Source organism: Moraxella sp. CTOTU49097 (genome assembly GCF_032064105.1).
Taxonomy (GTDB): Bacteria; Pseudomonadota; Gammaproteobacteria; order Pseudomonadales; family Moraxellaceae; genus Faucicola; species Faucicola osloensis_B.
Map to the genome: position 1 here is coordinate 1 of NZ_DAMBOA010000023.1, position 24,528 is coordinate 24,528.

Below are 24,528 nucleotides of genomic sequence, written 5' to 3' on the forward strand. Positions count from 1 at the left end.
ATTTAATAAAAAATGTAGTATAACAATTTACGATAATAAGGAGTAGGACATGGCGTTTAGCGATATGATTGGCAAACAAGTGCCAAGCGTGACTTTTCATACCCAACAGCAAGGTAAATGGGTAGATGTTAGTACAGATGAACTATTCAAAGGCAAAAAAGTCGTATTGTTCGCCTTACCCGGTGCATTTACGCCAACGTGTTCATCACTGCATTTACCGCGCTATAATGAATTGGCAACTGAATTTGCCAAGCTAGGTGTTGATGACATCGTGTGTGTCTCGGTCAACGATACCTTTGTTATGAATGCTTGGGCAAAAGATCAAGACTGTAGCAATGTGACCGTGATTCCAGATGGTAACGGTGAGTTTGCTGAAGCGATGGGACGCCTAATTGATGACTCAGCAATTGGGTTTGGCAAACGTTCATGGCGTTATTCGATGCTGGTCGATGATGGCAAAATCGTCAAAATCTTTGACGAACCCCAAGACAGCGGCAGTGATGACCCGTATGAAGTATCAGATGCCGATACCATGATTAAATATATTGACCCAAACTGGCAAGACAAACCTTCTGTCTCAATTTTTACCAAGCCTGGTTGCCCACATTGTGCCAAAGCCAAAGAAACGTTAACCGAAAAAGGCTTTCAGTTTGAAGAAATTGTACTTGGTAAAGACGCCAGTATCACATCAGTGCGAGCCATTACGGGTCGTGAAACTACCCCACAGGTGTTTATCGGTGGCAAACACATCGGTGGTAATGATGACTTGCAACAATACTTTGCTGATGCAAAATAATGTTTGATTAAATAAAAAAAGACAGTCTAGGCTGTCTTTTTTATTGGCTAGTTAAAATTATTTTCCATCTCTTCAAGTGCCATCATCAAATTCATCACCTGTTCTTCGACTGCTTCAATGTCACTTTTTAATGCCGTCTGCTCATTGAGCAACGTTAACAAATCGGCTTTTCGGCTATCATCATACAGACCTGCATCACCCAGCTTTTCTTCAATTTCACCTAGCTGCGCCATGAATTTTTCTAGTTGCTTTTCCTCGTTTTCGATTTTTTTACGGATAGGCGCGGTGAGTTTACGCTGTTCAGCGGATTTTTTGCGTTGTTCTTCTTTGGATAATGCATTGGTTACGCTAGACGTTTCACGTGAAACATCTGTTTTATGGTCGGCTAATTTTTTGTCTTCGAGCTTTTTATTGTCGCTCGCTTGTTTGGCTTGCTGTTTACGGGTCTGTGATAACCACTGACTATAATAAGCGATGTCATTGTCAAAGATGTTACATTGACCATCATGCACCAAATAAAGCTCATCGCAAACATTGCCTATCATTTCTCGGTCATGTGACACCAGAATGACCGCCCCTTCAAATTCTTGTAAAGCCATGCTCAATGCTTGCCGCATCTCCAAATCTAGGTGGTTGGTCGGCTCGTCTAATACCAAAACATTGGGACGCTGCCATACGATGAGCGCAAGGGTGAGTCTTGCTCGCTCACCGCCAGAGAATAACTTGCTTTTGGTATCAATGCGCTCACCGCGAAAGTCAAAACTACCTAAAAACGCGCGTAAATCAGCGTCTGAGGTTTTGCCTGCGAGACGTTGCAGCATCAGCATGGGTGATGCTTCGCCATCAAGGCTATCCATTTGGTGTTGGTTAAAATACCCTAGTACCAAACTATCTGCGGCTTTACGCGTCCCAGCCAAGATAGGCAACTCACCTACCAAGGCTTTAATGACCGTTGATTTGCCTGCGCCATTCATCCCTAGCAGACCGATACGGCTGTCAGGGGTAATTTGTAGGCGAATGTTCTTAATGAGTGCTAAACCATTGTAACCCACACTGGCATTATCTAGCACCAATAATGGCGATGTTAATTGCACAGGAGATTTGAAACGAAACTGAAACGGATTGTCCGCCATGATAGGCGCTAGCTCCGTCATCCGTTCCAGCTGTTTGACACGGGCTTGCGCTTGTTTGGCTTTGGAGGCTTTGGCTTTAAAACGGCGGATAAAATCTTCAAGGTGGGCACGAGTTTCTTGCTGTTTTTCAAATTGTTGCTGCTGCTGGGCTAGGCGTTCACTGCGGGTACGCACAAAGGTGCTGTAATTGCCTGTATAAAGGGTCATTTGTTGGTTTTCAATGTGCAAGATATTGCTCACCACATTATCCAAAAACGCTTGGTCATGCGAAATCATGAGTAGCGTGCCGTCATAGGCTTTGAGCCATTCTTCAAGCCATAAGATGGCATCTAAATCCAAGTGATTGGTCGGTTCATCAAGCAACAATAAATCCGCTCGGCTCATTAAGGTTTTGGCAAGGTTTAGGCGCATACGCCAGCCCCCTGAAAAACTACTCACAGGTTGGCTTTCTTGGGTGACATTAAACCCAAGTCCTGTCATGATTTGGGAGGCTTTTGCAGGGGTACTATAGCCATGGATATCATCAAAGCGCGCGTGCACATGGGCAAGCTCATCTTCTGACAAGGTATCTGGATGGTTAATCTTATCTTGCAGCTCAAAGTATTCTTTGTCACCACTCAACACAAAATCTATCGCCGACTGGTCAGTGCTTTCAATCTCTTGCGCCATATGACCGATTTGCCAACTGTTGGGAACCGATAGACTGCCTGTATCGAGTGCCAATTCGCCTTCGCCTTTTTGGTTCAATAGCGTCGCAAAAAAACTGGATTTACCTGTGCCATTGTTGCCTGTTAACCCGATTTTCCAACCTGGATGGATTTGCAAATTAACATCTTTAAATAATACCCGCCCATCACGGCGAATACTGGCATCTTTTAGTTCTATCATAATCGGCTCAAAACTCAAAAAATTTGACTAAAATTAAATGGGAAAAATTCTTGATAGTATAAAGCAAGCACCCCATAATAAGAAAAAAGTTTTTATAAGGAATACCCCGATGAGCGATACCATAACTGATAGTATGGTTGATGGCATGACCTTGACCGATAATGCTGCCAAAAAAGTGCGTAACCTACGTGATTCAGAAGGCAATAACGACTTGATGCTGCGGGTATATGTGACGGGTGGTGGCTGTTCAGGTTTTTCGTATGGTTTTAATTTTGAAGAAAACTTGGGCGATGATGATGCTACCTTTAGCAACGATGATGTAGCATTGGTCGTTGATAGTTTGAGCTACCAATATCTACATGGCTCCACCATTGATTATGTGGAAGGATTGGAAGGCTCGCGTTTTACCGTCAACAATCCAAACGCCACCACGACTTGTGGTTGTGGTTCGTCATTTTCTATCTAGCTTTAACTAGTTCGTTTGCATAATTAAAAGGCTTTAGCTTAAATTTTGGGTTAAATATAACCAGCAACTGTTAAGATTAGCCTTTTAATTTTCGTTTATCCTGTATTTTTTATCTTTGAACAAAATCATCTACATTTTTTCAGCGTTTATCAGATTTGATTTGTATCTTTAGCCTTTATCCGTAATAATGGTTTTATCAACAGCGTGCTGACACTTAACCCTGTTATCATCAAGTACCCTAATATTGGTTGCTATTAATTTATTGTTGTTAATTACTTAATGTTAAATGTGTTAATGATTTAAGTTTGTTAGCTAAGCAATGATTATTAAGCAATCTCTATTACTAATTTAATAATACCAAGGAGCCTTATCATGGCTAAATTATCTTTAGACTCACTCAATAACATCGACGGTTTCATTGCAGCTGCATTGGTTGACAGCGAATCAGGTCTAGCCCTTGCCACAACAGGTAATGGTATCGACCTTGAAGTTGCAGCAGCGGGTAACACTGAAGTGGTACGTGCAAAACGTAAAACTTCTAAAGCATTAGGTCTTAACGACAATATCGAAGATATCCTAATTACATTAAGTAAACAATATCACTTAATCCGTCCGCTAGTACGTAACGAAAACCTATTTTTGTACCTAGTACTTGATCGCCAAAAATCAAATCTAGCCATGGCACGTCATGAATTAAAAGGGTTTGAGACTGAATTAGATTTCTCTTAATGCTTTTTTGATTAAAAGTGACAGATGTCAGGTAAAAATTATCGCTTAATTAAATAATGATTAAATAATGGGATAGTTTTTATCATACCCACGGTATTTACTGTGGGTTTTTTACGTTTGGCGATTATCGCAATTGGTAATTTCGTCATCACGATATTTTGATAGTGTTTGTGTAAATTTGGTGGCATAATTTCACACAATTAAAAATAATTCTAGGATAACTATGACCCAAGCGCCTCAAACTTGTATTTCTTTGCAGCTACCTACTTGGCTAACCGCTGAAAACATTCATGGCATGCTACGGGGTATCGAAAAAGAAGGCTTACGTATGAGCCCTGAGGGATATATCGCCACTACCCCACACCCGGCAAAGCTTGGCTCAAAACTCACTCACCCTTTTATCACTACTGACTATGCCGAAAGCTTGTTAGAGCTGATTACTGAGCCAAAACCCACGGTGAAAGAAGCGCTTGATATGCTGCGTGATCTGCATATTGTTGTTCAAAATGCTTTGACCGATGACGAGCTATTTTGGTCGATGTCGATGCCTTGTATGATTTCGGGCGATGAAGATATTTTGCTGGCTGACTATGGTACCTCAAACTCAGGTAGATTAAAAACTCTCTATCGTCACGGTCTAGGCATCCGCTATGGTCGCCGTATGCAGACCATTGCAGGGCTGCATTATAATTTATCATTTGGTGATAATTTATTCACCGCTTGGCAACAGCAGTTAGGTGATACCCAGTCATTAACTGAATTTAAAAATGAAAAATATTTGGGTCTGATTCGTAACTTCAAGCGTCTAAGTGGTATGGTGCTGTACTTGGTTGGTGCAAGTCCTGCCGTGTGCGCGTGCTTTTTAAAGGGTCGCGAGCATCCGCTACAGCCAATGAACGCATCAACTTACTATTTACCCAACGCTACTTCTCTACGTATGGGCAAACTGGGTTACCAAAATAGTGTACAAGATGATTTAGATATCCGCTACAACAGTCTTGATGAATATGTCGCAGGTTTGCGTAATGCCATCCACACGCCGCATCCTAATTTTACCGCGTTGGGACTCGATGATGACAATGGCTATCCCATTCAAATCAATGACCATATTTTACAGATTGAAAACGAGTACTATAGCCCGATTCGACCCAAACAAATTACCCAACCTGGCGAAAACCCCAGTGATGCCTTAGCCAAGCGCGGGATCGCTTATGTTGAACTCCGAGCGATTGACTTAGATCCGTACAGCGAAATCGGTATCAGCTTAAATACCGCCTGTTTTATGGAAATTTTAGCACTGTACTGTCTATTGCTGGACAGTCCTGACTTATTGCCCGAGGAAGATGCCCTACTGGCTCAAAACCAAGAAAAAATTGTCAATCAAGGGCGCGAGCCAAACTTAATGATTGATACAGTAGCTGGGCAAGTCGCATTTAAAGACTGGCTACTACAGCATTTGCTAGGTATGCGTAAGCTATCAGAACTCATGGATGTCACCTATGGTAGCAATGATTACCGCAATGCGTGGCAATCGATGATGGCAAAAGCGCAAAATCCCGACAATACCCTATCAGCACAAGTATTAGCCGATACCGAACGCTTTGATAGTAGCTGGCAGTTTGGTAAGTCACTGGCGCAAATGCATGCCAATCGCTTAAGACATCAAGGATTAGTCCCTGAGCAAATGACTTACTTTGAGCAGCTTGCCAAAGACTCTGTGCGTGAGCAAGCCGATATCGAGCAGAATGACACACAAGATTTTTATGCATATGTGGGTCAATTTCGCTAGTTAGCAAGTGCTAGTAATCAGGTATCGTCGCGCTGATTATTTTATAGGGTTAAATTTCTAAAATTCTAAGCGCTATGGTTTGGCTTATTCTTTTTCACTAAATTGTTTGATGGTTTTTTTATGCGTGATGCTTCATTGACCCACAGCTTGTTAAGTTATCGGGGACTGGCAGGACTATTGACGTTAGCCAGCATTATTGGCATGAGTTTCGCCTATTTTTATTTGCAAGGGGTGGTAAAATTAGACCCATGTCCGCTGTGTATCTTTCAGCGAGTGGGTTTGATTGTGATGGGGATTTTTGCATTTATCGCCTTTTTGCTCAATCCAAAACAAGTTTGGGCAAAGATTTTGTTGATGTCGGGCGCGCTGCTCGGCATTTTGTGGTCAATCGCTGTGGCAATTCGCCATGTATGGATTCAACATCTGCCACCTGACCAAGTCCCCTCATGTGGTCCTGGGTTAGACTATTGGATGGATACCTTACCGATTGCCCAAGTGTTGAAAGAAGTATTTAAAGGTTCTGGCGAGTGTGCGGTGATTGACTGGACGTTTTTAGGCTTTAGTATCCCAGAATTATCATTGGGGTTTTTTAGCATTTTACTGGTAATGATTATTTTGGCGATACGTCAAAGCAATACTCGATAACGCTATCGATCGTGGTTTAAGTGGTTTAAAACCATAAAAAAGGCGATAATCAATCGCCTTTTTTTATTAGCTTTTTTAGTCGCTTTATTCCCATTCAATGGTCGCTGGTGGCTTACTTGAGATATCATACGTCACACGTGATACTTCTTTGATTTCATTCATGATGCGATTAGACACGGTTTCAATCAAATCATACGGCAAATGTGCAAAACGTGCTGTCATAAAGTCGATGGTTTCAACCGCTCGTAATGCAATCACCCACGCATAGCGGCGACCATCACCGACCACGCCCACTGATTTTACAGGTTGGAACACGGCAAATGCTTGTGCGGTTTTGTCATACCAACCAGATTTTTCCAACTCTTGCATAAAGATGGCATCGGCTTGACGCAAAATATCGGCATATTCTTTTTTCACTTCACCCAAGATACGCACGCCTAGACCTGGACCCGGAAAAGGATGACGATAAATCATTTTTTCAGGTAGCCCTAATGTCACGCCGAGCTTACGCACTTCATCTTTAAATAAATCACGTAAGGGTTCAATGAGTTTGAACTGCAAATCGTCTGGCAAGCCACCGACATTGTGGTGCGACTTGATCACATGCGCTTTGCCTTGGTGACTTTTTGCCGATTCAATGACATCGGGGTAAATGGTACCTTGTGCCAAGAATTGAATGCCTTTGCCCTCACCCGACAGTTCACGTGCGGTATCTGCAAACACATCGATAAAGGTTTTGCCAATGATTTTACGTTTGGATTCTGGATCGCTAACGCCGGCTAATGCGGTCAAAAAACGTTCCTCAGCATCCACGCGAATGACTTTAACGCCCATGTTTTCAGCAAAGATTTGCATCACTTGGTCGCCTTCATGGAGCCGTAACAAACCATTATCAACAAACACACAGGTTAGCTGCTCGCCAATCGCTTTGTGAAGCAGTGCGGCTACCACCGAGCTATCAACGCCGCCCGAAAGTCCCAACAACACTTGCTCATCGCCAATTTGTTGTTTTAACTGCGCGACACGCATTTCAATGATGTTATCCGGCGTCCATGCATTGGCACAGCCACAGATTTGGTGCACAAATCGGCTAATCAATGCTTCACCTTGCAGCGTATGGGTCACTTCTGGATGAAACTGCACCCCATAATAATGCTTGCTTTCATTTGCCATCGCAGCAATTGGACAGCTTGGCGTTATCGCAGTCACTTCAAAGCCTGCAGGTAACTCAACAACTTTATCGCCATGACTCATCCAAACGTGTAATTTGTTGGGCTCATCTTCAATGTCTTTAAAGAAGCTATCTTGAGCGGTTTTTTCAATGATAGCAGCGCCAAACTCTTGGTGACTGCTGGCTTCAATTTTGCCACCAAACCGATCTGCCATTGCCTGCATACCATAGCAAATGCCTAGTACCGGCACATTGATATCAAATACGGCGTCATTAATTTTTGGGCTATTTTCTGCATACACGCTCTCTGGACCGCCCGATAAAATAACCCCTTTTGCACCAAAGTCGTGAATGCGCTGTGCGTCAATGTCGTATGGGTACATTTCACAAAATACCCCCGCTTCACGCACGCGGCGCGCAATCAGTTGACTGTACTGTGAACCATAATCCAATACCAAGATACGGTCTTGTTTGATTGAGTTGTTGGATGTTGACATACGAGCCTCTTTAAATTTGGATAAATAGCTTAATTGAACTGATGCTAACAGGTTTCAAAAATTTATGGGTATTGTACCAATTAACGGCTTTATTTGCTGATTTTTATAGCGTGAAAAATAGCTACATAAATGTTTTAAGTAAAAATTTTCCCTAAAAAATTTCTATCATAAACAGTCTTTACTTGGTTTTTTTTGTATCCCTTTCACCAATTGATTATCTTTGTTACACAAACCTCATCTAATAGGCTTTAGGTTTACCAAACTCTATGAAAAAATCGCTGATACTGCTACAGAGTAGACGCAAAAATTTATTATTATGAAAGGGTAATAACTTAAAACGGTTTTACGAAAAATTGATTTTAATTTATGCATTTTAAGTTAACGTCACGTTCAATCGTTTTTCGACAATAAAAATAATAGCCGTACTAAAAATTTTTTAAACACTGGTATGGCTTGGATAAAAAAACTTCAAATGAGGATACAATCATGGTAGATAATATCAATAATTCAGACTTAAACCGCGACCCTATTACTGGTGAACCAGGCTCACATCCAATCGGTACTGCGGTAGGCGGTATGGGTGGTGCTGCTGCAGGTGCAGCTATCGGTGCTATTGGTGGTCCATTAGGTATGTTAATCGGGGGCGCGATTGGTGCCATCGCGGGCGGCGCTGCAGGTCACGCTGCAGGTGAAGCGATTGATCCAACGATTGAAGATACTTATTGGAACGATACCTATTCACAAACCACCTACTATAGAGATGGTTATGATTATGCCACTGACTATCAGCCAGCTTATGCCGTCGGCTACGCAAACCGCGCAAAATACCCAGCGGGTACAACGTTTGACAGTGTAGAATCTGATCTTGAACGTAGCTGGCATGAAGTAAAAGGTAATTCACGTCTTGCATGGGAAGATGCCAAAGAAGCGATTCGTGATGGCTGGGATAGAACAGACGCGCGTATTGCTGGTCAAGAATATTCACCACGTCTTCGTACAGTCGATGGCTATGCAGAAGGTGAAGAAAAAGGTCATCCTGTTGCTACTGGGACAGGTGCATTAGGTGGCGCAGCAGCTGGAGCAGCCGTTGGTTCAGTAGCCGGTCCTGTTGGTACCTTAGTGGGTGGCGCTATTGGCGCGGTAGCAGGTAGCGCGGCAGGTCATGAAGTCGGTGAAGCAGTCAACCCTACTACTGCTGAAGATGCCTACGAAAAACCTCACCCAGTTGCTAGTGGTTCTGGGGCACTAGGTGGCGCCGCAGCCGGTGCAGCCGTTGGTTCAGTAGCAGGTCCTGTTGGTACCTTAGTGGGTGGCGCGATTGGCGCTGTAGCCGGTGGCGCAGCCGGTCATGAAGTCGGTGAAGCAGTTAACCCAACTGAAGCAGGTGAACAACGTAAAGAAGCTAACCCTGTCGCCAGTGGTACAGGTATGGCAGCCGGTGCTGCTACAGGCGCAGCGATTGGTGCTGTAGGTGGTCCAGTAGGTTCATTGGTTGGCGGTGCCATTGGTGCTGTAGCCGGTGCAGCCACAGGTAACGCCGTAGCAAATACGCTTGAAGGTAATACAGAAGAAGATAACTACTGGCGCAATAACTACAATACCACGACTTACTATAGCCAAGGCTATGATTACGATACTGACTATCGCTCAGCGTACGATTATGGTTACCGTGCACGTCATCATTTTAATACAGCCAATGAGTTTGAAAGTGTTGAAAATGACTTACGCAATGATTGGGAACAATTCAAAGGTAACTCACGTTTGACTTGGGACCAAGCTCGCCTAGCAGCACGTGATGCATGGTATCGTATTGAGCGTTAATCTTTCGATTAAGTTAGCTTAACATAAAAAAAGACTTTCATTAATTTGAAAGTCTTTTTTATTTGAACTATTAAAATCCGAGATAAAAAAGCTGGTCTATTAAAGTACCATTTTGATGCCAATACCGATTAAGACTAACCCACCAAAAATTTCAGCCTTACTCTCTAACCATGTACCTGATTTTTTGCCCATAAATACGCCAATAAAGCTAAAAATGCCTGTTACCACGGCAATTACCGCACAGGATGCATAAGGATTGACTGGAATTAAATTTAAGGTAAATCCGGCTGCCATTGCATCAATACTGGTTGCAATCGCTAAAGTAGTCATGGTTTTATGGGTGATGACAACATTGGCATCATTGGCGATATCTAAAGCAATATTGTGCGGGGTTGAATCTTGTGATGTGGCATCTTCATCATCGCCAGATAAGGCTTCATACAGCATTTTTCCACCAAGCCCCACCAAAATAATGCACGCGATCCAAGGCGCCCAATTTGCGATAAATCCTAAGATTGAACGTCCACCGAGATAACCAATCAAAGGCATTAAGCCTTGAAAGACGCCAAAATATACGCCTGCCATAACCGCAATTTTGGTAGTATCTTGGCGGTGTTTGGCACCCAATCCAATCGCTACAGCAAAGGCATCCATCGATAAGGCTATCGCTAGCAGTAATAAGGCAATCATGTGATATCTCTTCTAAAAATTCAAGCTGAAATAAAACCACCTTATTACAACATAAGGTGGTTTCCATTGTATTAAAGTATTAAAACACGACCCTAAAATCGGATTAAATATCTAAGTTAGTCACCGTTAACGCATTCTCCTCAATAAAGGCACGACGCGGCTCTACATCATCCCCCATCAGACACGAGAATAAATGGTCAGCAGCAATCGCATCTTCAATGGTGACTTTTAGCATATGGCGATTTTCTGGATCCATCGTGGTTTCCCATAATTGATCAGCGTTCATCTCCCCCAACCCTTTATAACGCTGAATCGCTAAACCACGGCGCGCATCACTCATAATAAATTGCCATAGATAACCCATGTCTTTGATCGGCAGTTTTTTATCACCTTTAGCGACATAAGCGGTATCTGACAACATGTCTTTCCACTGGCTGGTCAAGCGATGCAAACGGCTATACTCACCTGAACCAATAAATGCGGTATCTAACAAGTATGCGTGTGGCAATTGATGGATAAAAATCGTCACGCGCGGTAGATAATAGGTTTTTTGATGATCGCCTTCTTGCTTGCTAAAGGACTCTAATTCAATTTGTGGCTGTAATCCGTCTGCCGTCACGGCTAGATTCTGCGCTAACGCTTCTACCCAATTTCGCATTTGCGCTTCATCTTCAATCATTGGCATGCTAAGTTTGTTGGTGATTGCCAACGCATCCAATACGGCGCTTGGATATTTGATTTGCAAACGGTTTTTGATGGTCTGAGTTTGGTTATAATCATTAAGCAAGGTTTCTAGCGCTTGCCCTGTGACCGCAGGTGTACCTTCACTCAAATGCAGCTGGGTATCGTCAATGGTTGACGACAATAAATAGGCCTTTAACGCTTCATCGTCTTTGACGTACAATTCTTGGCGACCTTTTTTCACTTTATACAGCGGTGGCTGCGCAATATAAATATGACCACGTTCTAATAACTCTGGGGTTTGACGGAAAAAGAACGTCAGAAGCAAGGTGCGAATATGTGAACCATCCACGTCCGCATCGGTCATAATGATAATTTTGTGATAGCGTAATTTGTCAGGATTGTACTCATCAGGCCCGATGCCTGTACCCAATGCGGTAATCAAGGTACCCACTTCCTGCGACGATAGCATCTTATCAAAACGCGCACGTTCTACGTTTAGAATTTTACCTTTCAGCGGTAAAATCGCCTGCATCTTACGGTTACGCCCTTGTTTGGCAGAACCGCCTGCCGAGTCCCCTTCCACAATGTACAGCTCTGACATCGCAGGGTCTTTTTCTTGGCAATCAGCAAGTTTGCCTGGCAGACCTGCGATATCCAGGGTGGTTTTACGGCGAGTCATTTCACGAGCTTTACGCGCAGCTTCTCGCGCACGGGCGGCATCGATGATTTTACCAGCAATCCCTTTGGCTGCATTGGGATTTTCAAGCAAGTAAGCGCTAAACTTATCGTGCATGGCTGATTCAACCGCTGGTTTGACTTCACTCGATACCAGTTTGTCTTTGGTTTGGCTTGAGAATTTTGGGTCAGGTACTTTGACAGAAATAATCGCGGTTAAACCTTCCCGCGCATCGTCACCTGTTACCGCAACTTTTTCTTTTTTCATCAAGTTTTCGCTATCCATATAGCTATTTAGGCAGCGTGTTAATGCGGAACGAAAACCAGAAAGATGGGTGCCGCCATCTTTTTGCGGGATATTGTTGGTGAAGCTTAATACTTTTTCGTTGTAGCTATCCGTCCATTGCAATGCCACTTCGACACTGATACCGTCATTTTCTTCACTGGTAAAATGAAACACGTCATTTAGCCCAGTTTTGCCCGCATTGATGTAATGAACGAATTCAGATAGACCGCCAACGTGTTCAAACTCATGGCGTTTGTCATCGCGCTCATCCGTCAATACGATGCGTACACCCGAGTTTAAAAACGACAATTCGCGTAAGCGCTTGGCGAGAATTTCAAAATCAAAAATCGTCCCTGTAAAAATATCATCGCTTGGATAAAAACGCACTTGTGTGCCTGTTTGCTGGGTGGATTCAAGCTGCTCGATAGGCGCTACGGGCTCACCATCAGCATACGTTTGGCTATAGTGGTAGCCATCACGCCAGATATCGAGCACCAGTTTTTTTGATAACGCATTAACCACTGACACACCGACACCGTGCAAACCACCTGAGACTTTATAACTGTTGTCGTCAAATTTACCGCCTGCATGCAGTACTGTCATGATAACCTGCGCGGCTGACACCCCTTCTTCTGGATGAATATCGACAGGAATACCGCGTCCATTGTCTTTGACGCTGACCGATTCATCTTCATGGATGATGATGTCAATTTGATCACAGTGACCTGCCAAGGCTTCATCAATGGCGTTATCCACCACTTCAAACACCATATGATGCAAACCTGTGCCGTCATCGGTATCGCCAATATACATACCAGGACGTACACGCACGGCTTCTAAACCACGAAGTACGCGGATACTGTCAGAACCATAGGCTTTATTTTCTTGATGATTTGTTTGGGTAGTAAGGGGTTGTGTCTGATCGGCTACATTCGCAGATGTATCAGTCATGATGACTCCATAAGTTTTGCATGGCAAAAACGTCAGAACATACTCGATTTTACGGTCAAAATCGTTGATTTTTTTCTTAGTTTTTTGGCGAAAAATAAAGGGTTTATTGTAGCAAATTTTAGGGGAAAAGTCACTGAATATCCCTGCTTATGAGAGGCAAAATAGTGATTTAGCTAGGCTAGAAAAGCCGAATTTTAAGTTACATCAGTTTGAAAAAATACTTAATCATTTAAACTTAGTTACTTAAAAATGTTATTGGTTTTTATAGGTGATTTTTAATAGATTGTGTTTCAAGCGGTAATTGTCTAACGCTTCCCTGTTCCACGTGAAACAGTTTAATATTATCCTGCCAAATCTTTTGAATACTCTCGACGATATCTTGGGTGAGACTGGTGATAAACAGCTGTGAATTCACTTGTTTTAAGCCAGTTAATAACAACATAAGCGCGTCATTATCCAATTCCGCTGTGATATCGTCTACCAATACTAAAGGTACTTTATCGACCTGATTGAGTAACGGCAACTGCGATAAGCGAAGCGCCATGACCAATAATTTTTTTTCACCCCGTGACAGCATATCGGTGGCAAGCAATGTCTGCTTGTGTTTATGCCCTGCTGCATCGGTATGCACTAAATCTAGCACAACATTGATATCAGCCCGATGGCATCCCATACGCGTATAGCCAAGCTCGATGTCAGACGCTAGACGATTGGCTAAGGTAATGGCTAACCCAGCTTCAGTATCAAATCCCGGTGTATAACGCAATCGCAATTTTTCGGCATACTGGGGTAAAAATTTTTGCACTTGCGCCAAAAAATGGGGCTGCCATTGTTCAATGATGTGGGCCCTTGCTTGGTGAATTTTTTCTGCATGTTGGCTCAACTGGTAATCCCAAGCGGACAGTTCTTGCTGTTGCAGGCTAGTTAATGAGGCGTTGCCAACATTTTGCTTTAATAAGCTATTGCGTTGTTTTAGTAGACGCTGATAAGACAGCCAATTGGAATGAAATGCTGGTTCCACGTGAAACCCTAACCAATCTAGCATTTCACGCCTTGCTTGACTACCGTCCTCTAGCTGTGCAAGGCTAACAGGCTCAAGCAATAGGGTCGGTAGCAGCTGCGCTAGTGGGCTTTGGGTGACAAGCGACTGCCCATTGAGTCGCAATTGCGTGGTAGCGTCTTGGGATTTGGCAATAGCGACCGTTTGCTCATGATTGAGCCTAGCAAAAACCGTGGTATCGCTAAAACCATGCTCAATATAATGCCTCGGTTGATGATGGCGAAAACTTTTGCCGCGCGATAACAAATAAATGCTTTCTAATAGCGACGTTTTTCCGCTGCCATTTTGACCCAAGAACACATTACAACTGCTGGGTTGTAATTCAATCTTGTGAAGATTGCGAAAATGATGAATAGCTAATTCAATAATTTGCATGATTTATCTACTTGACTACTCATCACTCGATTGAAAAAAATATACCAGTTGACTAAATCCGCATTGGCATAACCACAAACTCGTGTTTGCTATCGTTGACTTGCTGTACCAATACCGAAGCATTGGCTTGGCTCATATTAAAGTCAATTTCGCCTTGCAGTACATTCAGCACATCTAGCAAATAAGCCACATTGAATGATATCTCTAATGGCTCGCCTTGATATTTTACCTCAAGCTGCTCGCTGGCCTCATCTTGCTCAGCATTGCTAGCACGTACCATCAAATTGTTATCACCTGAAAAATCAAAAATCACGCCACGCGATTTCTCGTTACTCAAAATAGCCACGCGGCGAAGCACATTCGCCAGCTGCTCTTGGCTGATACGGGCAATTTTGTTGGTTAATGATGGCATAACGCGGCGATAATCGGGGAACTTACCATCAATTAAACGCGCGGTAAAAGCCACCATGATGGCATTTTTTAGCTGACCTGTGCTATCGACTTCCCCAAAGGGGAGTAAGACTTGTAAAAATTCACGACCGACATTGAGGGTGATGTTATTATCTTGATTCGGTAGCATGCGTTTAAGCTCTGCTAACAAACGTTGTAATTCAAGTACTGCTTTTCTTGGTAAAATTGCAGCCAGTGCCACGCTATCATCACACTCGATCACCGTACGAGCCAATGCCAAGCGGTGACCATCGGTTGATACCGTCGCCAATTGCCGCTCTTTGACTTCAAACAGCATACCGGTGAGATAATAACGCACATCTTGCACCGCCATCGCAAAATGCGTTTTATCTAGCAAATCGACGAGGTCTTCACGGCCCAATTGAATAGGCGTAACTTGTTCCGGCTCACCCAATAGGGGAAAGTCTTGGGCAGGTAAAGTGCTGAGTTTAAAACGACTACTACCGCACACAATTAAACACTGATTGTCGTTACCTACACTGATAGATACGGGTAAACCGTCGGGCAATAATTTTACGATATCTTTGAATTTGTTGGCAGGAACGGTGATTTCACCTGGTTGTTTGCACGCCGATGCTGGCAAATTGAGGGTGGCTTGTAATTCAAGCTCCAAATCTGACGCTACCATCACCAATTGAGAGTCGGTTAACGCCAACTTCATATTCCCCAAAATCACCATGTTATGGCGTTTGTCAGCGGCTTTTGAAATTAAATTAATCGCTTGTAATAACAAATCGCGAGAGATTACTAATTGCATGGCACCGCCTCAAATCAAAATGAATGGTTGTAACAAATGGAAAAATTAAAACTTATTATACGGGGTAATTGAGTAAAAATCTTTTTAATCGAGTTAACAAAATACTAAGTCTGTAACATTAATTTTAATGAGCGATAATCCTTGTCAAACATTAGATCGCTGACACAAAGTTCTTGTACTTTCTCACAAGCGTGCATGACCGTGGTATGGTCTCGACCACCAAATGATTGCCCAATTTCTGTAAAGCTGTTATTGGTTAGTTCACGGGCTAAACTCATAGCCACCTGACGCGGACGAGCGATATGACGTAAACGCTTTTTACCCATCAAGTCTTTGACCGATATATCATAAAACTCAGCAACGACTTTACGAATATTATCCATACTGACCGCTTGTACACGAATGGCAATCAAATCTTTTAACGCCATTTGTACCAGTTCTAAATGAATAGGCTGATTGAGCAAACGGGAAATGGCTAAAACTTTGTTGAGCGCTCCTTCCAACTCTCGCACATTGGCGATGATATGCTGAGCGATAAAAATGGCACACTCTTTTGGCAAATTCACCTCTTGCGCTTTGGATTTTTTTTGCAAAATTTGAATACGGGTTTCTAACTCTGGCGGCTCTAGGGCTACTGCTACCCCCCAAGCCAGACGTGACTTCAAACGTTCGTCAAAATCAGTCAGTGCGCTCGGGTGTTTATCAGACGCCAAAATCACCTGTTTATTTTTGCTCATAAAATCATTGAGCAATAGCAAAAACTGCTCGCTACTTTTTTGTTTGCCGGCAATCACATGAATATCATCAATAATCAATAAATCGGCTTTTTTTATTTTATCTTTGAACTCATCGATTTTCTGTTTTCTTAATGAATTCACCAGCTGGTTAACAAACTTATCTGATGTGAAGTAATAAAAACTTTTGCCTTGCTTTAAAATCTCGTGGGCAATTGCTTGCATCAAATGGGTTTTTCCCAAACCTGTCGCGCCATAAATAAACAGCGGATTATTTTTAGATTGTCCCAAATTGTTAGCAGTCTCTCGGCAAATACTATAAGCGATTTGATTGGATTTTGCGGTTACAAATTGGTCAAACGTGAAGTGCGGATCGATATACTGAAAAGAGCGTTGCTGCTCATTTTTTACCAGCGTCACTTTTTGCTCACCAGGCTCTTGTGTACTAACAGCGTCAGTGATTGCGTTACCCTTATCAATTTGAATCTGCACATGAATCGGTAGGTTTGGCTCAAGCTGGTGTAAAATCGTTTGAATTTGACTTAAATGATTTTTTTCAACATAGCTGGCAAAGTACTGGTTAGGCACATTGACAACCATCGTGTTGTCATGCATCGAGGCAGATAATGGGCGAATCCACATGGTAAAAATATTATCAGGTACTTGATATTTTAATTCGTCAACGCACTTAAGCCATAATGCATCAGCCATAACTTCATTTTCCTAATTCAAGCATCTTCAAAATTGGTGTAATGTATCATAAAACAGCGATTTTACAAATAAAATTGTTGTGGATAATAATGTGGATATAATTGTTGATAAGTTAAAATGGCAAGTTACTAACAAACTATCAACTATTTATATACAGGTTTATCAACATTATAACTAATTGTTTTTTATTATTATTTTATAAAATATCCACTAAAACAGACTTGCTTAATAATAATAAATAATACTTATTTAATATATAATGATAAAAAAATTTTTGTGGATAACTTTTTGCTAAGTTGTATTTGTCATACGAAAATGTTATTTTAGATAAGCAAAATAATTGGCTGTAGCAGTAATTTTAAGAAAGAAATTAATGGGTAAGCTTAGTTATCCTTGACCTATTGGTTAAAATTAAGGATAATACGAGATTAACTGTTTTGAAATTTTGTATTTTAACCGCTATCGGTTAAATGTCACGTAAATTTAGCCAAGGTGAATCGCATGAAACGCACTTTCCAACCAAGCGTAATCAAACGTAAACGTACTCACGGTTTCCGTGCTCGTATGGCTACTAAAAATGGCCGTCAAGTTTTAGCTCGTCGTCGTGCTAAAGGCCGTCATCGTTTAACGGTGTAATGTCTATTTCATTAACTTGATTTAATGTTGATATTAAAACAGGTTATAGTAAAAAGCGATATACTTCTTATATCGCTTTTTTTATTGCTGTACTAATCGTTATCCTAGAAGTCGGTTTATAACTAGCGCTTAGCATACTCCCCTACTCTATTATTTCAGCCTATTTTTACCCTATCTATAAAATCTTTATAGCTTTAGCTTTTATTTTAATGGTGCTTTGGTATTGATTTGGACTTATCCTCATGACTGCAGACAAACCTTTTAAATTTGATAAATCACAGCGGTTGCTAACGCCCAAAGATTTTAAAGCGATGTCGGGTCGTCATACCAAAACTGGTGAAGATCATTCACAGCCTGTTGTGATATTTAAAATTCATCAGCCTAATTTATTGTTCTTTGTAAAATTGGTTTTAGCCGATACTCAAAGACAAACTGCAGTAAATCGGTTGGGTCTTGCGATTACTAAAAAGAAAGTCAAACGTGCCCATGAGCGTAATCGTATTAAGCGATTAACGCGAGAGCATTTTCGGTTACATCAGCACAAGCTTAATGCTCAAGTTGATATTTTGTTAACTATCAAGCAGTTTTCCGATGACATGCCAAATGAAGCAATTGCGCAGCAATTAGCGATGGGCTTTAACTTAATCAACGATAAGATTGGAAAGTTGAAGCGGCGTTAATTTTAGCGGCTGTTCGTAATATCTTTACTCAAATGAAGGTGATAAAAAATCTGGGTTTAATCCATGGATAAATTATTAGCAAAATTTTTGTTGTGTATGATTATATTTTATCAGCGTTTGATTAGCCCATGGTTGGCACCTCATTGCCGGTTTTATCCAACGTGCTCTAGTTATGGTTTAGAGGCCGTAAGATTGCATGGGGGGTACCGGGGTGGATTATTAACAGCCAAGCGTATCGCGCGCTGTCATCCTTGGGGCGGGCATGGGATTGATTTTGTCCCTAAGCCATTATATCGCTACCGCTATCATTATATTGACACACGCCCGTCTTACTTTTTGGTATATGCTTACCACTATCATTAATTGATGTGGCTAATTAAATTATAAAAACTTGTTGCCAGTCTCAAATAGCGTAATCGAGTCAACTATTTATAGAATATCTTTTTTAACTTTTTTTTAGTAGAATGTCTTCTATTTTTTAATTGTTTTTCCTTTATTAGCAACTAGTGATTTCAAGCAATATCATTAGATAGGATAGCTATATATGCAAAAAATTTTACGGACATTGATTATTATCGCAATGTTGATTACGGGTTATTTGCTGATTCTGGCATGGCGGGATGATTATACCAATGTAAATAAACCCGTGGCGACAACCCCAACAACCACAGCCGTCAGTAGTAATGATGTGCCCGTGGCAGGGGCTTCAGCTACGCCAACGGGCGATATTCCCACGGCAACGGCAACCACACCAACCGCCGCTCCCACTACCCAGCAAACGGGCGCACAGCTCATTAGCGTGATGACGGACAAATATGATCTTCGTATTAATCCAGTCGGTGGTGATGTGGTGTACGCGGCGCTTCGAGAGCAGACCCAGACATTAAATAGTAACCAGCCGTTTGTACTCCTTGAAGAAGATAGTAATCGCGTATATGTGGCTCAGTCAGGGTTGATTGGTGCCAATGGTATTGATAATAGCAATGGTCGTGCGACTTTTACCGCGCCTAGTAACCAATTTGTCATGCAGCCCAATCAAGCTGAATTGGTCGTGCCTTTAACTTATCAAAAAGATGGCGTAACTGTCATCAAATCGTATAAGTTTACCAAAGGTCAATATCCTATCAACGTCAGCTATAACATCACCAATAACGGTACGCAGCCTTGGCAAGGACAAATGTATGCGCAGTTAAAACGTGATAATAGCGAAGACCCAGGCAAAGGTGACAAAGGCGCAATTAGCCTATCGACTTACCTAGGTGGGGCATGGGGTACACCAGATCAGCCTTACAACAAACTCAAGTTTGGTAATTTCGATGAGGGTTTAAAAGTCAGCAGTGATAAAGGCTGGATTGGCATTGTACAGCATTATTTTGTCACCGCTTGGATACCAAAGGATTACACAGCGAATTTTTACAGTCGTGAAGCAGGCAAAGATCACATCATCGGGTTTACCAGTAACCCTGTGTCAGTCGCTCCCAACAAGCAAGTGACGTTAACGTCTGCCTTGTATGCAGGTCCAAAAATTCAAACCAACTTAAAGCCTTTGGCAGAGGGGTTAGATAAAACTGTTGATTACGGTATTTTATGGCCGATTTCAAAAGTCCTATTTTGGATTTTGGATAATGTGCATAAAGTATTGGGCAACTGGGGTTGGTCAATTATTGTACTCACTTTATTGGTTAAAATCGCGTTAATGCCAATTGCCAATAAAAGCTATCACTCCATGGCAAAAATGCGTGCAGTGGCACCACGATTGCAAGCCTTGAAAGAAGAATATGGTGATGACCGTATGCGTATGTCACAAGAGATGATGCGCATTTACAAAGAAGAAAAAGTCAACCCAATGGCAGGTTGTTTACCGGTATTGCTGCAAATGCCGATTTTCTTGGCGTTGTATTGGGTACTGGTTGAATCGGTTCAATTACGCCATGCTCCTTGGATTGGTTGGATTCGTGACTTATCATCTATGGATCCATTGTTTATCTTGCCACTGATTATGGGCGCGGCGATGTTTTTCCAGCAGATGCTAAACCCGCAACCGCAAGATCCTATGCAGGCTCGTGTGATGAAGTTTATGCCGATTATTTTCACCGTGTTTATGCTATTCTTCCCAGCGGGTCTCGTGCTTTATTGGACGGTCAACAACTTGTTTAGTATGGCGCAGCAATACTTTATCAATAAAAAAGTTGAGCGTGAGCAAGCGGCAAAAGAGGCAGCACGTAACGTGGTTTAAATCCATTAAACAATTTAATACTTTAATTGCCCTTTAAACAGTTGTTTAAAGGGTTTTTTATGGGCAAAAAATAATCATGTTGTAATCAGTGAGTGGATGTTAAAATATCAGCATTGAGTCAATGCTGACTACCCAAAATGTTAGATTGTAAAAAATTATGTTAAATAACTCTCAGACAGTGCTCACTTCAACGATTGCCGCCATTGCAACACCAATGGGTCGTGGTGGGGTTGGTGTGATACGCCTATCAGGTCCAAACAGTTACCAAATTGCATTGGTATTGACAGGTCGTCAAGCTTTCAAACCGCGATTTGCCCATTTTTGCCGATTTTATGATAGTGATGATACGGTGATTGATGAGGGATTGGTGTTATATTTCCCTGCCCCCCATTCTTTTACGGGTGAAGATGTGATTGAGTTGCAAGGTCACGGTGGTATGATTTTGCAGCAGCAGCTTTTGACCCGTGTGTTTGAATTGGGTGCAAACCAAGCAGTAGCGGGCGAGTTTTCGGCGCGGGCTTTTGACAATGATAAGCTTGATTTGGTACAAGCAGAAGCGATTGCTGATGCCATTGATGCCACCAGTGTGGCTGCCGCAAAAAGTGCCATGCGCTCATTGACCGGTGAGTTTTCACAAAAAATTAATGCGCTGCTTGAGCAGTTAATCCAGCTACGACTGTATGTTGAAGCTGCTATTGATTTCCCAGATGAAGAAGGGGTTGATTTTTTGGCAGATGAACATATCGCCAAGCAATTGCGCCAAGTTTGTGAGCAACTAAACAATGTGTTAGCCACTGCCAAGCAAGGGCAATTACTGCGAGATGGTGTCTCAGTTGTGATTGCCGGGCGACCCAATGCGGGAAAATCTAGCTTGCTCAATCGCTTAGCAGGGCAAGAGCGTGCCATTGTGACCGATATTGCCGGGACAACGCGCGATATTCTACAAGAAACTATTGTGTTAAATGGTCTAACGCTGAATTTGACCGATACTGCTGGGCTGCGCCAAACCGATGATGTTGTTGAACAGGCGGGCATTGAGCGAGCACGACAAGCCATCACCCAAGCTGATTTACTGCTTATGGTGTATGATGCGCACCGCGAGCATGAGCCGTTACGATTGGCGAGCGAATTATTTGGTAGCTTACCCAATGCCAATTCGATATTAATGATTGCCAACAAAATTGATTTATCCGACAATCACCAAAATTTGCCCAAGCAATTTTCATCACAAGCGCAGATTTATCACCCCGTCTATGTGTCTTGTAAATATGGTACAGGGCTTGAGGAATTGGTCAATCAAATCTGTGATAAAGTCGGTTTTCATCCCCCTGAAAATAGCTTGATTGCACGAACCCGCCATCTTGATGCGCTGCGCCGTACCCAAATGGCGCTGCAAGAAGCCGATGAACAACTGCATTTGTTTCATGCCGGTGAATTGGTGGCGGAAAGCCTACGCCAAGCACAGATTAGCCTCAACGAAATCACCGGTGAATTTACCGCCGATGATTTATTGGGTAAGATTTTTGGTAGTTTTTGTATTGGTAAATAAATTAAAAGGTTTAAACTTAGCTAGGAAATCGCATGCACTGTCCATTTTGTAATGCTGAAGATACCAAAGTCATTGATTCAAGACTCGCGGCAGAAGGTGCGCAGGTACGCCGTCGTCGTCAGTGTACCGCGTGCCAAGAGCGATTTACCACCTTTGAAATCATTGAGGCAGTGATGCCCCGTATCATTAAATCCAATGGTCGTATCGAGCCGTATGATGGACAAAAACTGCGTCGCTCAGTGCAGCTACCATTACAAAAACGTCCAATATCGACCGACAACATTGAAGCCATGATTAGCCGTATTGAAAAACAGCTCAGGCAGCTCGGTGAGCGTGAGGTGCCAAGTAAAATTTTAGGTGAAATCGTCATGAAAGAGCTAAGCCAAATTGACGATGTTGCCTACGTTCGATTTGCTAGCGTGTATCGTGATTTTCAAGATATTGAAGCTTTTAAACACATGGTGTCAAACCTCACTACGGACGCCAATAAACAAGAAATTAATCAACGCATCGAAGATTTGACTCACCCACACAAGCTCAAACATCTACAATCCTAAGTTTATTATGACGGCAACTTTATCATCCGCTGAGCGCTATCAGCACCAATACTACATGTCACGCGCCATTGAGCTGGCTAAAAAAGGACGTTTTACCACCCGTCCCAATCCTAATGTCGGCTGCGTCATTGTCAAAGATAATCAAATTATTGGCGAAGGTTTTCACTATCAAGCAGGACAACCCCACGCCGAAGTATTTGCCCTTCGCCAAGCGTATGAGCATGATGCCAAGCAATTGCAAGGTGCGACAGTATATGTCACCCTTGAGCCTTGTAGCCATCATGGACGTACCCCACCCTGTGCTGATGCGCTAATCAAAGCGGGTATCAGCCGTGTTGTGATTGCTGTTGTCGATCCTAATCCTAAAGTCGATGGTGGCGGTATTGCCAAACTGCAGCAGGCGGGTATCGAAGTCATTACCGGCATTTGTGAGCAAGCGGCTTATCAATTAAATGAAGGGTTTTTTAAAGTCATGCGTGGCGGCTTGCCTTTTGTGCGCTTAAAGATAGCGACAAGTTTGGATGGACGCACCGCGATGGCAAATGGCGAGTCAAAATGGATAACCAGTGACCAATCACGCGAGGATGTACAGCGTTTACGAGCGCAGGCAGGGGCGATTATCACGGGTAGCGAAACGATCCTGCAAGACCATCCTGCGCTAAATATCCGTAGTCAGCAATTAGGGGCAAATTTAGACGATATACCACAGCCGCTATTGGTAGTGCTTGATCGTCGTCAACGCATCCAAATGACGGATGCATGGTATCAAAGTCAAATCAACAACCGTCCCGTTTTGCTTATCCAAGACGCAACTATGAGCTTAACCGCCCTACTCACCAGTCTAAAAGACAATTACCAAATCAATGATGTGTTGGTTGAAGCAGGTGCGACGGTCGCTGCTAGTTTCTTACAACAAGGTTTGGTAGATGAATTAGTCGTGTATCAAGCGCCATGCATTTTGGGTAGCAGTGCTAAGCCCATGATTAACTTTACGGCACAGCATATGCACCAACAAATGGTCGCTTCACTAGTTTCACATGAAACAATAGGTGCTGATATCAAACTAACCTATCGCTTTGATAAGTAAATCCACACAATGGACTAAGTAAATCTTGCGCGAAAAACCAGTTAACTTGATATATTCTTTGCTTTTTAAAACTTATCCACATTGTTAGCTAAATTTAATGAAAGCGTTAAAACTACCATTTCTTTTGTGGATAAGTGTTTCACATGAAACAATGATTATACTCAAATTTTACTGTGATACTAGACTATAAGCGTTGTTCCACATGAAACATCGCACAAAACACCCATTACCTATCACAATTATGACCAGTGGATAAGTAGATAAACAAGGTCATAAGTAGTCTATAAGGGTAAGTTATCCACCAAAAGCTACTTCCATCAATTTAATTTTTTGAACGCTTGATGCTCGATTTGAATTAGAGTTGAGTAGCAATTATAATTTAATTATTCTAAATAATATTTTATGTTTGTGATAGTTGTAAAAGTACATTAAAATGCATTGATATCATAAATAA

Annotated in this window: 19 protein-coding genes and 2 pseudogenes; 14 read left to right on the forward strand and 7 right to left on the reverse strand. The window is 42.3% G+C overall.

All coding sequences use genetic code 11. From position 1 onward, the window contains the following. The first annotated feature begins 49 nt into the window (after nucleotides 1–49). On the forward strand, nucleotides 50–796 hold the full coding sequence (locus tag RT064_RS09725; protein ID WP_313063106.1) for a glutathione peroxidase: 747 nt from the start codon (nucleotides 50–52) through the stop codon (nucleotides 794–796). A 47-nt stretch (nucleotides 797–843) separates the two neighbouring features. On the opposite strand, the gene RT064_RS09730 is transcribed toward RT064_RS09725, so the two are convergent. Next, nucleotides 844–2,817: an ATP-binding cassette domain-containing protein gene (locus RT064_RS09730; RefSeq protein ID WP_313063107.1), complete on the reverse strand. Its 1,974-nt coding sequence runs from the start codon at nucleotides 2,815–2,817 to the stop codon at nucleotides 844–846. A gap of 133 nt (nucleotides 2,818–2,950) precedes the next feature. Between RT064_RS09730 and erpA the strand changes: the two genes are divergently transcribed. From erpA to RT064_RS09750, 4 genes are all read left to right on the forward strand, one after another. Continuing rightward, nucleotides 2,951–3,283, forward strand: a complete 333-nt coding sequence (gene erpA, locus RT064_RS09735) for an iron-sulfur cluster insertion protein ErpA (protein WP_065253985.1) — start codon at nucleotides 2,951–2,953, stop codon at nucleotides 3,281–3,283. A gap of 372 nt (nucleotides 3,284–3,655) precedes the next feature. After that, nucleotides 3,656–4,012, forward strand: a complete 357-nt coding sequence (locus RT064_RS09740) for a roadblock/LC7 domain-containing protein (RefSeq protein ID WP_313063108.1) — start codon at nucleotides 3,656–3,658, stop codon at nucleotides 4,010–4,012. 223 nt (nucleotides 4,013–4,235) lie between these two features. After that, entirely contained in the window at nucleotides 4,236–5,801 is a 1,566-nt protein-coding gene (gene gshA, locus RT064_RS09745; protein WP_313063110.1) for a glutamate--cysteine ligase, read from the forward strand. A 120-nt stretch (nucleotides 5,802–5,921) separates the two neighbouring features. After that, on the forward strand, nucleotides 5,922–6,446 hold the full coding sequence (locus RT064_RS09750; protein ID WP_282842228.1) for a disulfide bond formation protein B: 525 nt from the start codon (nucleotides 5,922–5,924) through the stop codon (nucleotides 6,444–6,446). An 84-nt stretch (nucleotides 6,447–6,530) separates the two neighbouring features. Here the strand turns inward: RT064_RS09750 and guaA are convergent, their stop codons facing one another. Then, nucleotides 6,531–8,114, reverse strand: coding sequence for a glutamine-hydrolyzing GMP synthase (gene guaA / locus RT064_RS09755; RefSeq protein ID WP_313063112.1), 1,584 nt, complete (start codon nucleotides 8,112–8,114; stop codon nucleotides 6,531–6,533). Between the two features lie 486 nt (nucleotides 8,115–8,600). Between guaA and RT064_RS11015 the strand changes: the two are divergent. Next, nucleotides 8,601–9,065, forward strand: a pseudogene (locus RT064_RS11015) (hypothetical protein); the annotation flags it as partial. A 66-nt stretch (nucleotides 9,066–9,131) separates the two neighbouring features. Beyond that, nucleotides 9,132–9,494: pseudogene (locus RT064_RS11020) on the forward strand (glycine zipper domain-containing protein); the annotation flags it as partial. 540 nt (nucleotides 9,495–10,034) lie between these two features. Here the strand turns inward: RT064_RS11020 and RT064_RS09770 are convergent. The 5 genes from RT064_RS09770 to dnaA form a co-directional block, all read right to left on the reverse strand. Further along, nucleotides 10,035–10,625 carry a manganese efflux pump MntP gene (locus RT064_RS09770; protein WP_313063113.1) on the reverse strand — a complete coding sequence of 197 codons (591 nt, stop codon included), beginning with the start codon at nucleotides 10,623–10,625 and terminating at the stop codon, nucleotides 10,035–10,037. Nucleotides 10,626–10,728: 103 nt separating this feature from the next. After that, nucleotides 10,729–13,221, reverse strand: coding sequence for a DNA topoisomerase (ATP-hydrolyzing) subunit B (gene gyrB / locus RT064_RS09775; protein WP_313063114.1), 2,493 nt, complete (start codon nucleotides 13,219–13,221; stop codon nucleotides 10,729–10,731). 262 nt (nucleotides 13,222–13,483) lie between these two features. Further along, nucleotides 13,484–14,656, reverse strand: coding sequence for a DNA replication/repair protein RecF (gene recF, locus RT064_RS09780; RefSeq protein WP_313063116.1), 1,173 nt, complete (start codon nucleotides 14,654–14,656; stop codon nucleotides 13,484–13,486). 52 nt (nucleotides 14,657–14,708) lie between these two features. Continuing rightward, a complete protein-coding gene (gene dnaN / locus RT064_RS09785) occupies nucleotides 14,709–15,884 on the reverse strand; it encodes a DNA polymerase III subunit beta (RefSeq protein ID WP_313063117.1) in 1,176 nt (391 codons plus the stop codon). Between the two features lie 104 nt (nucleotides 15,885–15,988). After that, entirely contained in the window at nucleotides 15,989–17,329 is a 1,341-nt protein-coding gene (dnaA, locus tag RT064_RS09790) for a chromosomal replication initiator protein DnaA (protein ID WP_313063119.1), read from the reverse strand. Between the two features lie 501 nt (nucleotides 17,330–17,830). Here dnaA and rpmH point away from each other — a divergent pair. The 7 genes from rpmH (at nucleotide 17,831) to ribD (ending at nucleotide 24,074) form a co-directional block, all read left to right on the forward strand. Beyond that, nucleotides 17,831–17,965 (forward strand): 50S ribosomal protein L34, encoded by a 135-nt coding sequence (rpmH, locus tag RT064_RS09795; RefSeq protein ID WP_050326012.1) that lies wholly within the window; start codon nucleotides 17,831–17,833, stop codon nucleotides 17,963–17,965. Between the two features lie 242 nt (nucleotides 17,966–18,207). Further along, complete coding sequence (rnpA, locus tag RT064_RS09800; protein WP_313063121.1) at nucleotides 18,208–18,645, forward strand: ribonuclease P protein component; 438 nt, start codon at nucleotides 18,208–18,210, stop codon at nucleotides 18,643–18,645. Between the two features lie 63 nt (nucleotides 18,646–18,708). Beyond that, complete coding sequence (gene yidD / locus RT064_RS09805; protein WP_313063122.1) at nucleotides 18,709–19,008, forward strand: membrane protein insertion efficiency factor YidD; 300 nt, start codon at nucleotides 18,709–18,711, stop codon at nucleotides 19,006–19,008. A gap of 181 nt (nucleotides 19,009–19,189) precedes the next feature. Further along, the gene (gene yidC / locus RT064_RS09810; RefSeq protein WP_313063123.1) at nucleotides 19,190–20,881 is read left to right on the forward strand and encodes a membrane protein insertase YidC; all 1,692 of its coding nucleotides are present in this window, start codon (nucleotides 19,190–19,192) and stop codon (nucleotides 20,879–20,881) included. 157 nt (nucleotides 20,882–21,038) lie between these two features. Continuing rightward, nucleotides 21,039–22,430 (forward strand): tRNA uridine-5-carboxymethylaminomethyl(34) synthesis GTPase MnmE, encoded by a 1,392-nt coding sequence (mnmE, locus tag RT064_RS09815; protein ID WP_313063125.1) that lies wholly within the window; start codon nucleotides 21,039–21,041, stop codon nucleotides 22,428–22,430. A gap of 32 nt (nucleotides 22,431–22,462) precedes the next feature. Next, nucleotides 22,463–22,987 (forward strand): transcriptional regulator NrdR, encoded by a 525-nt coding sequence (gene nrdR, locus RT064_RS09820; RefSeq protein ID WP_036601355.1) that lies wholly within the window; start codon nucleotides 22,463–22,465, stop codon nucleotides 22,985–22,987. A 7-nt stretch (nucleotides 22,988–22,994) separates the two neighbouring features. After that, a complete protein-coding gene (gene ribD, locus RT064_RS09825; RefSeq protein ID WP_313063126.1) occupies nucleotides 22,995–24,074 on the forward strand; it encodes a bifunctional diaminohydroxyphosphoribosylaminopyrimidine deaminase/5-amino-6-(5-phosphoribosylamino)uracil reductase RibD in 1,080 nt (359 codons plus the stop codon). Nucleotides 24,075–24,528: the final 454 nt, after the last annotated feature.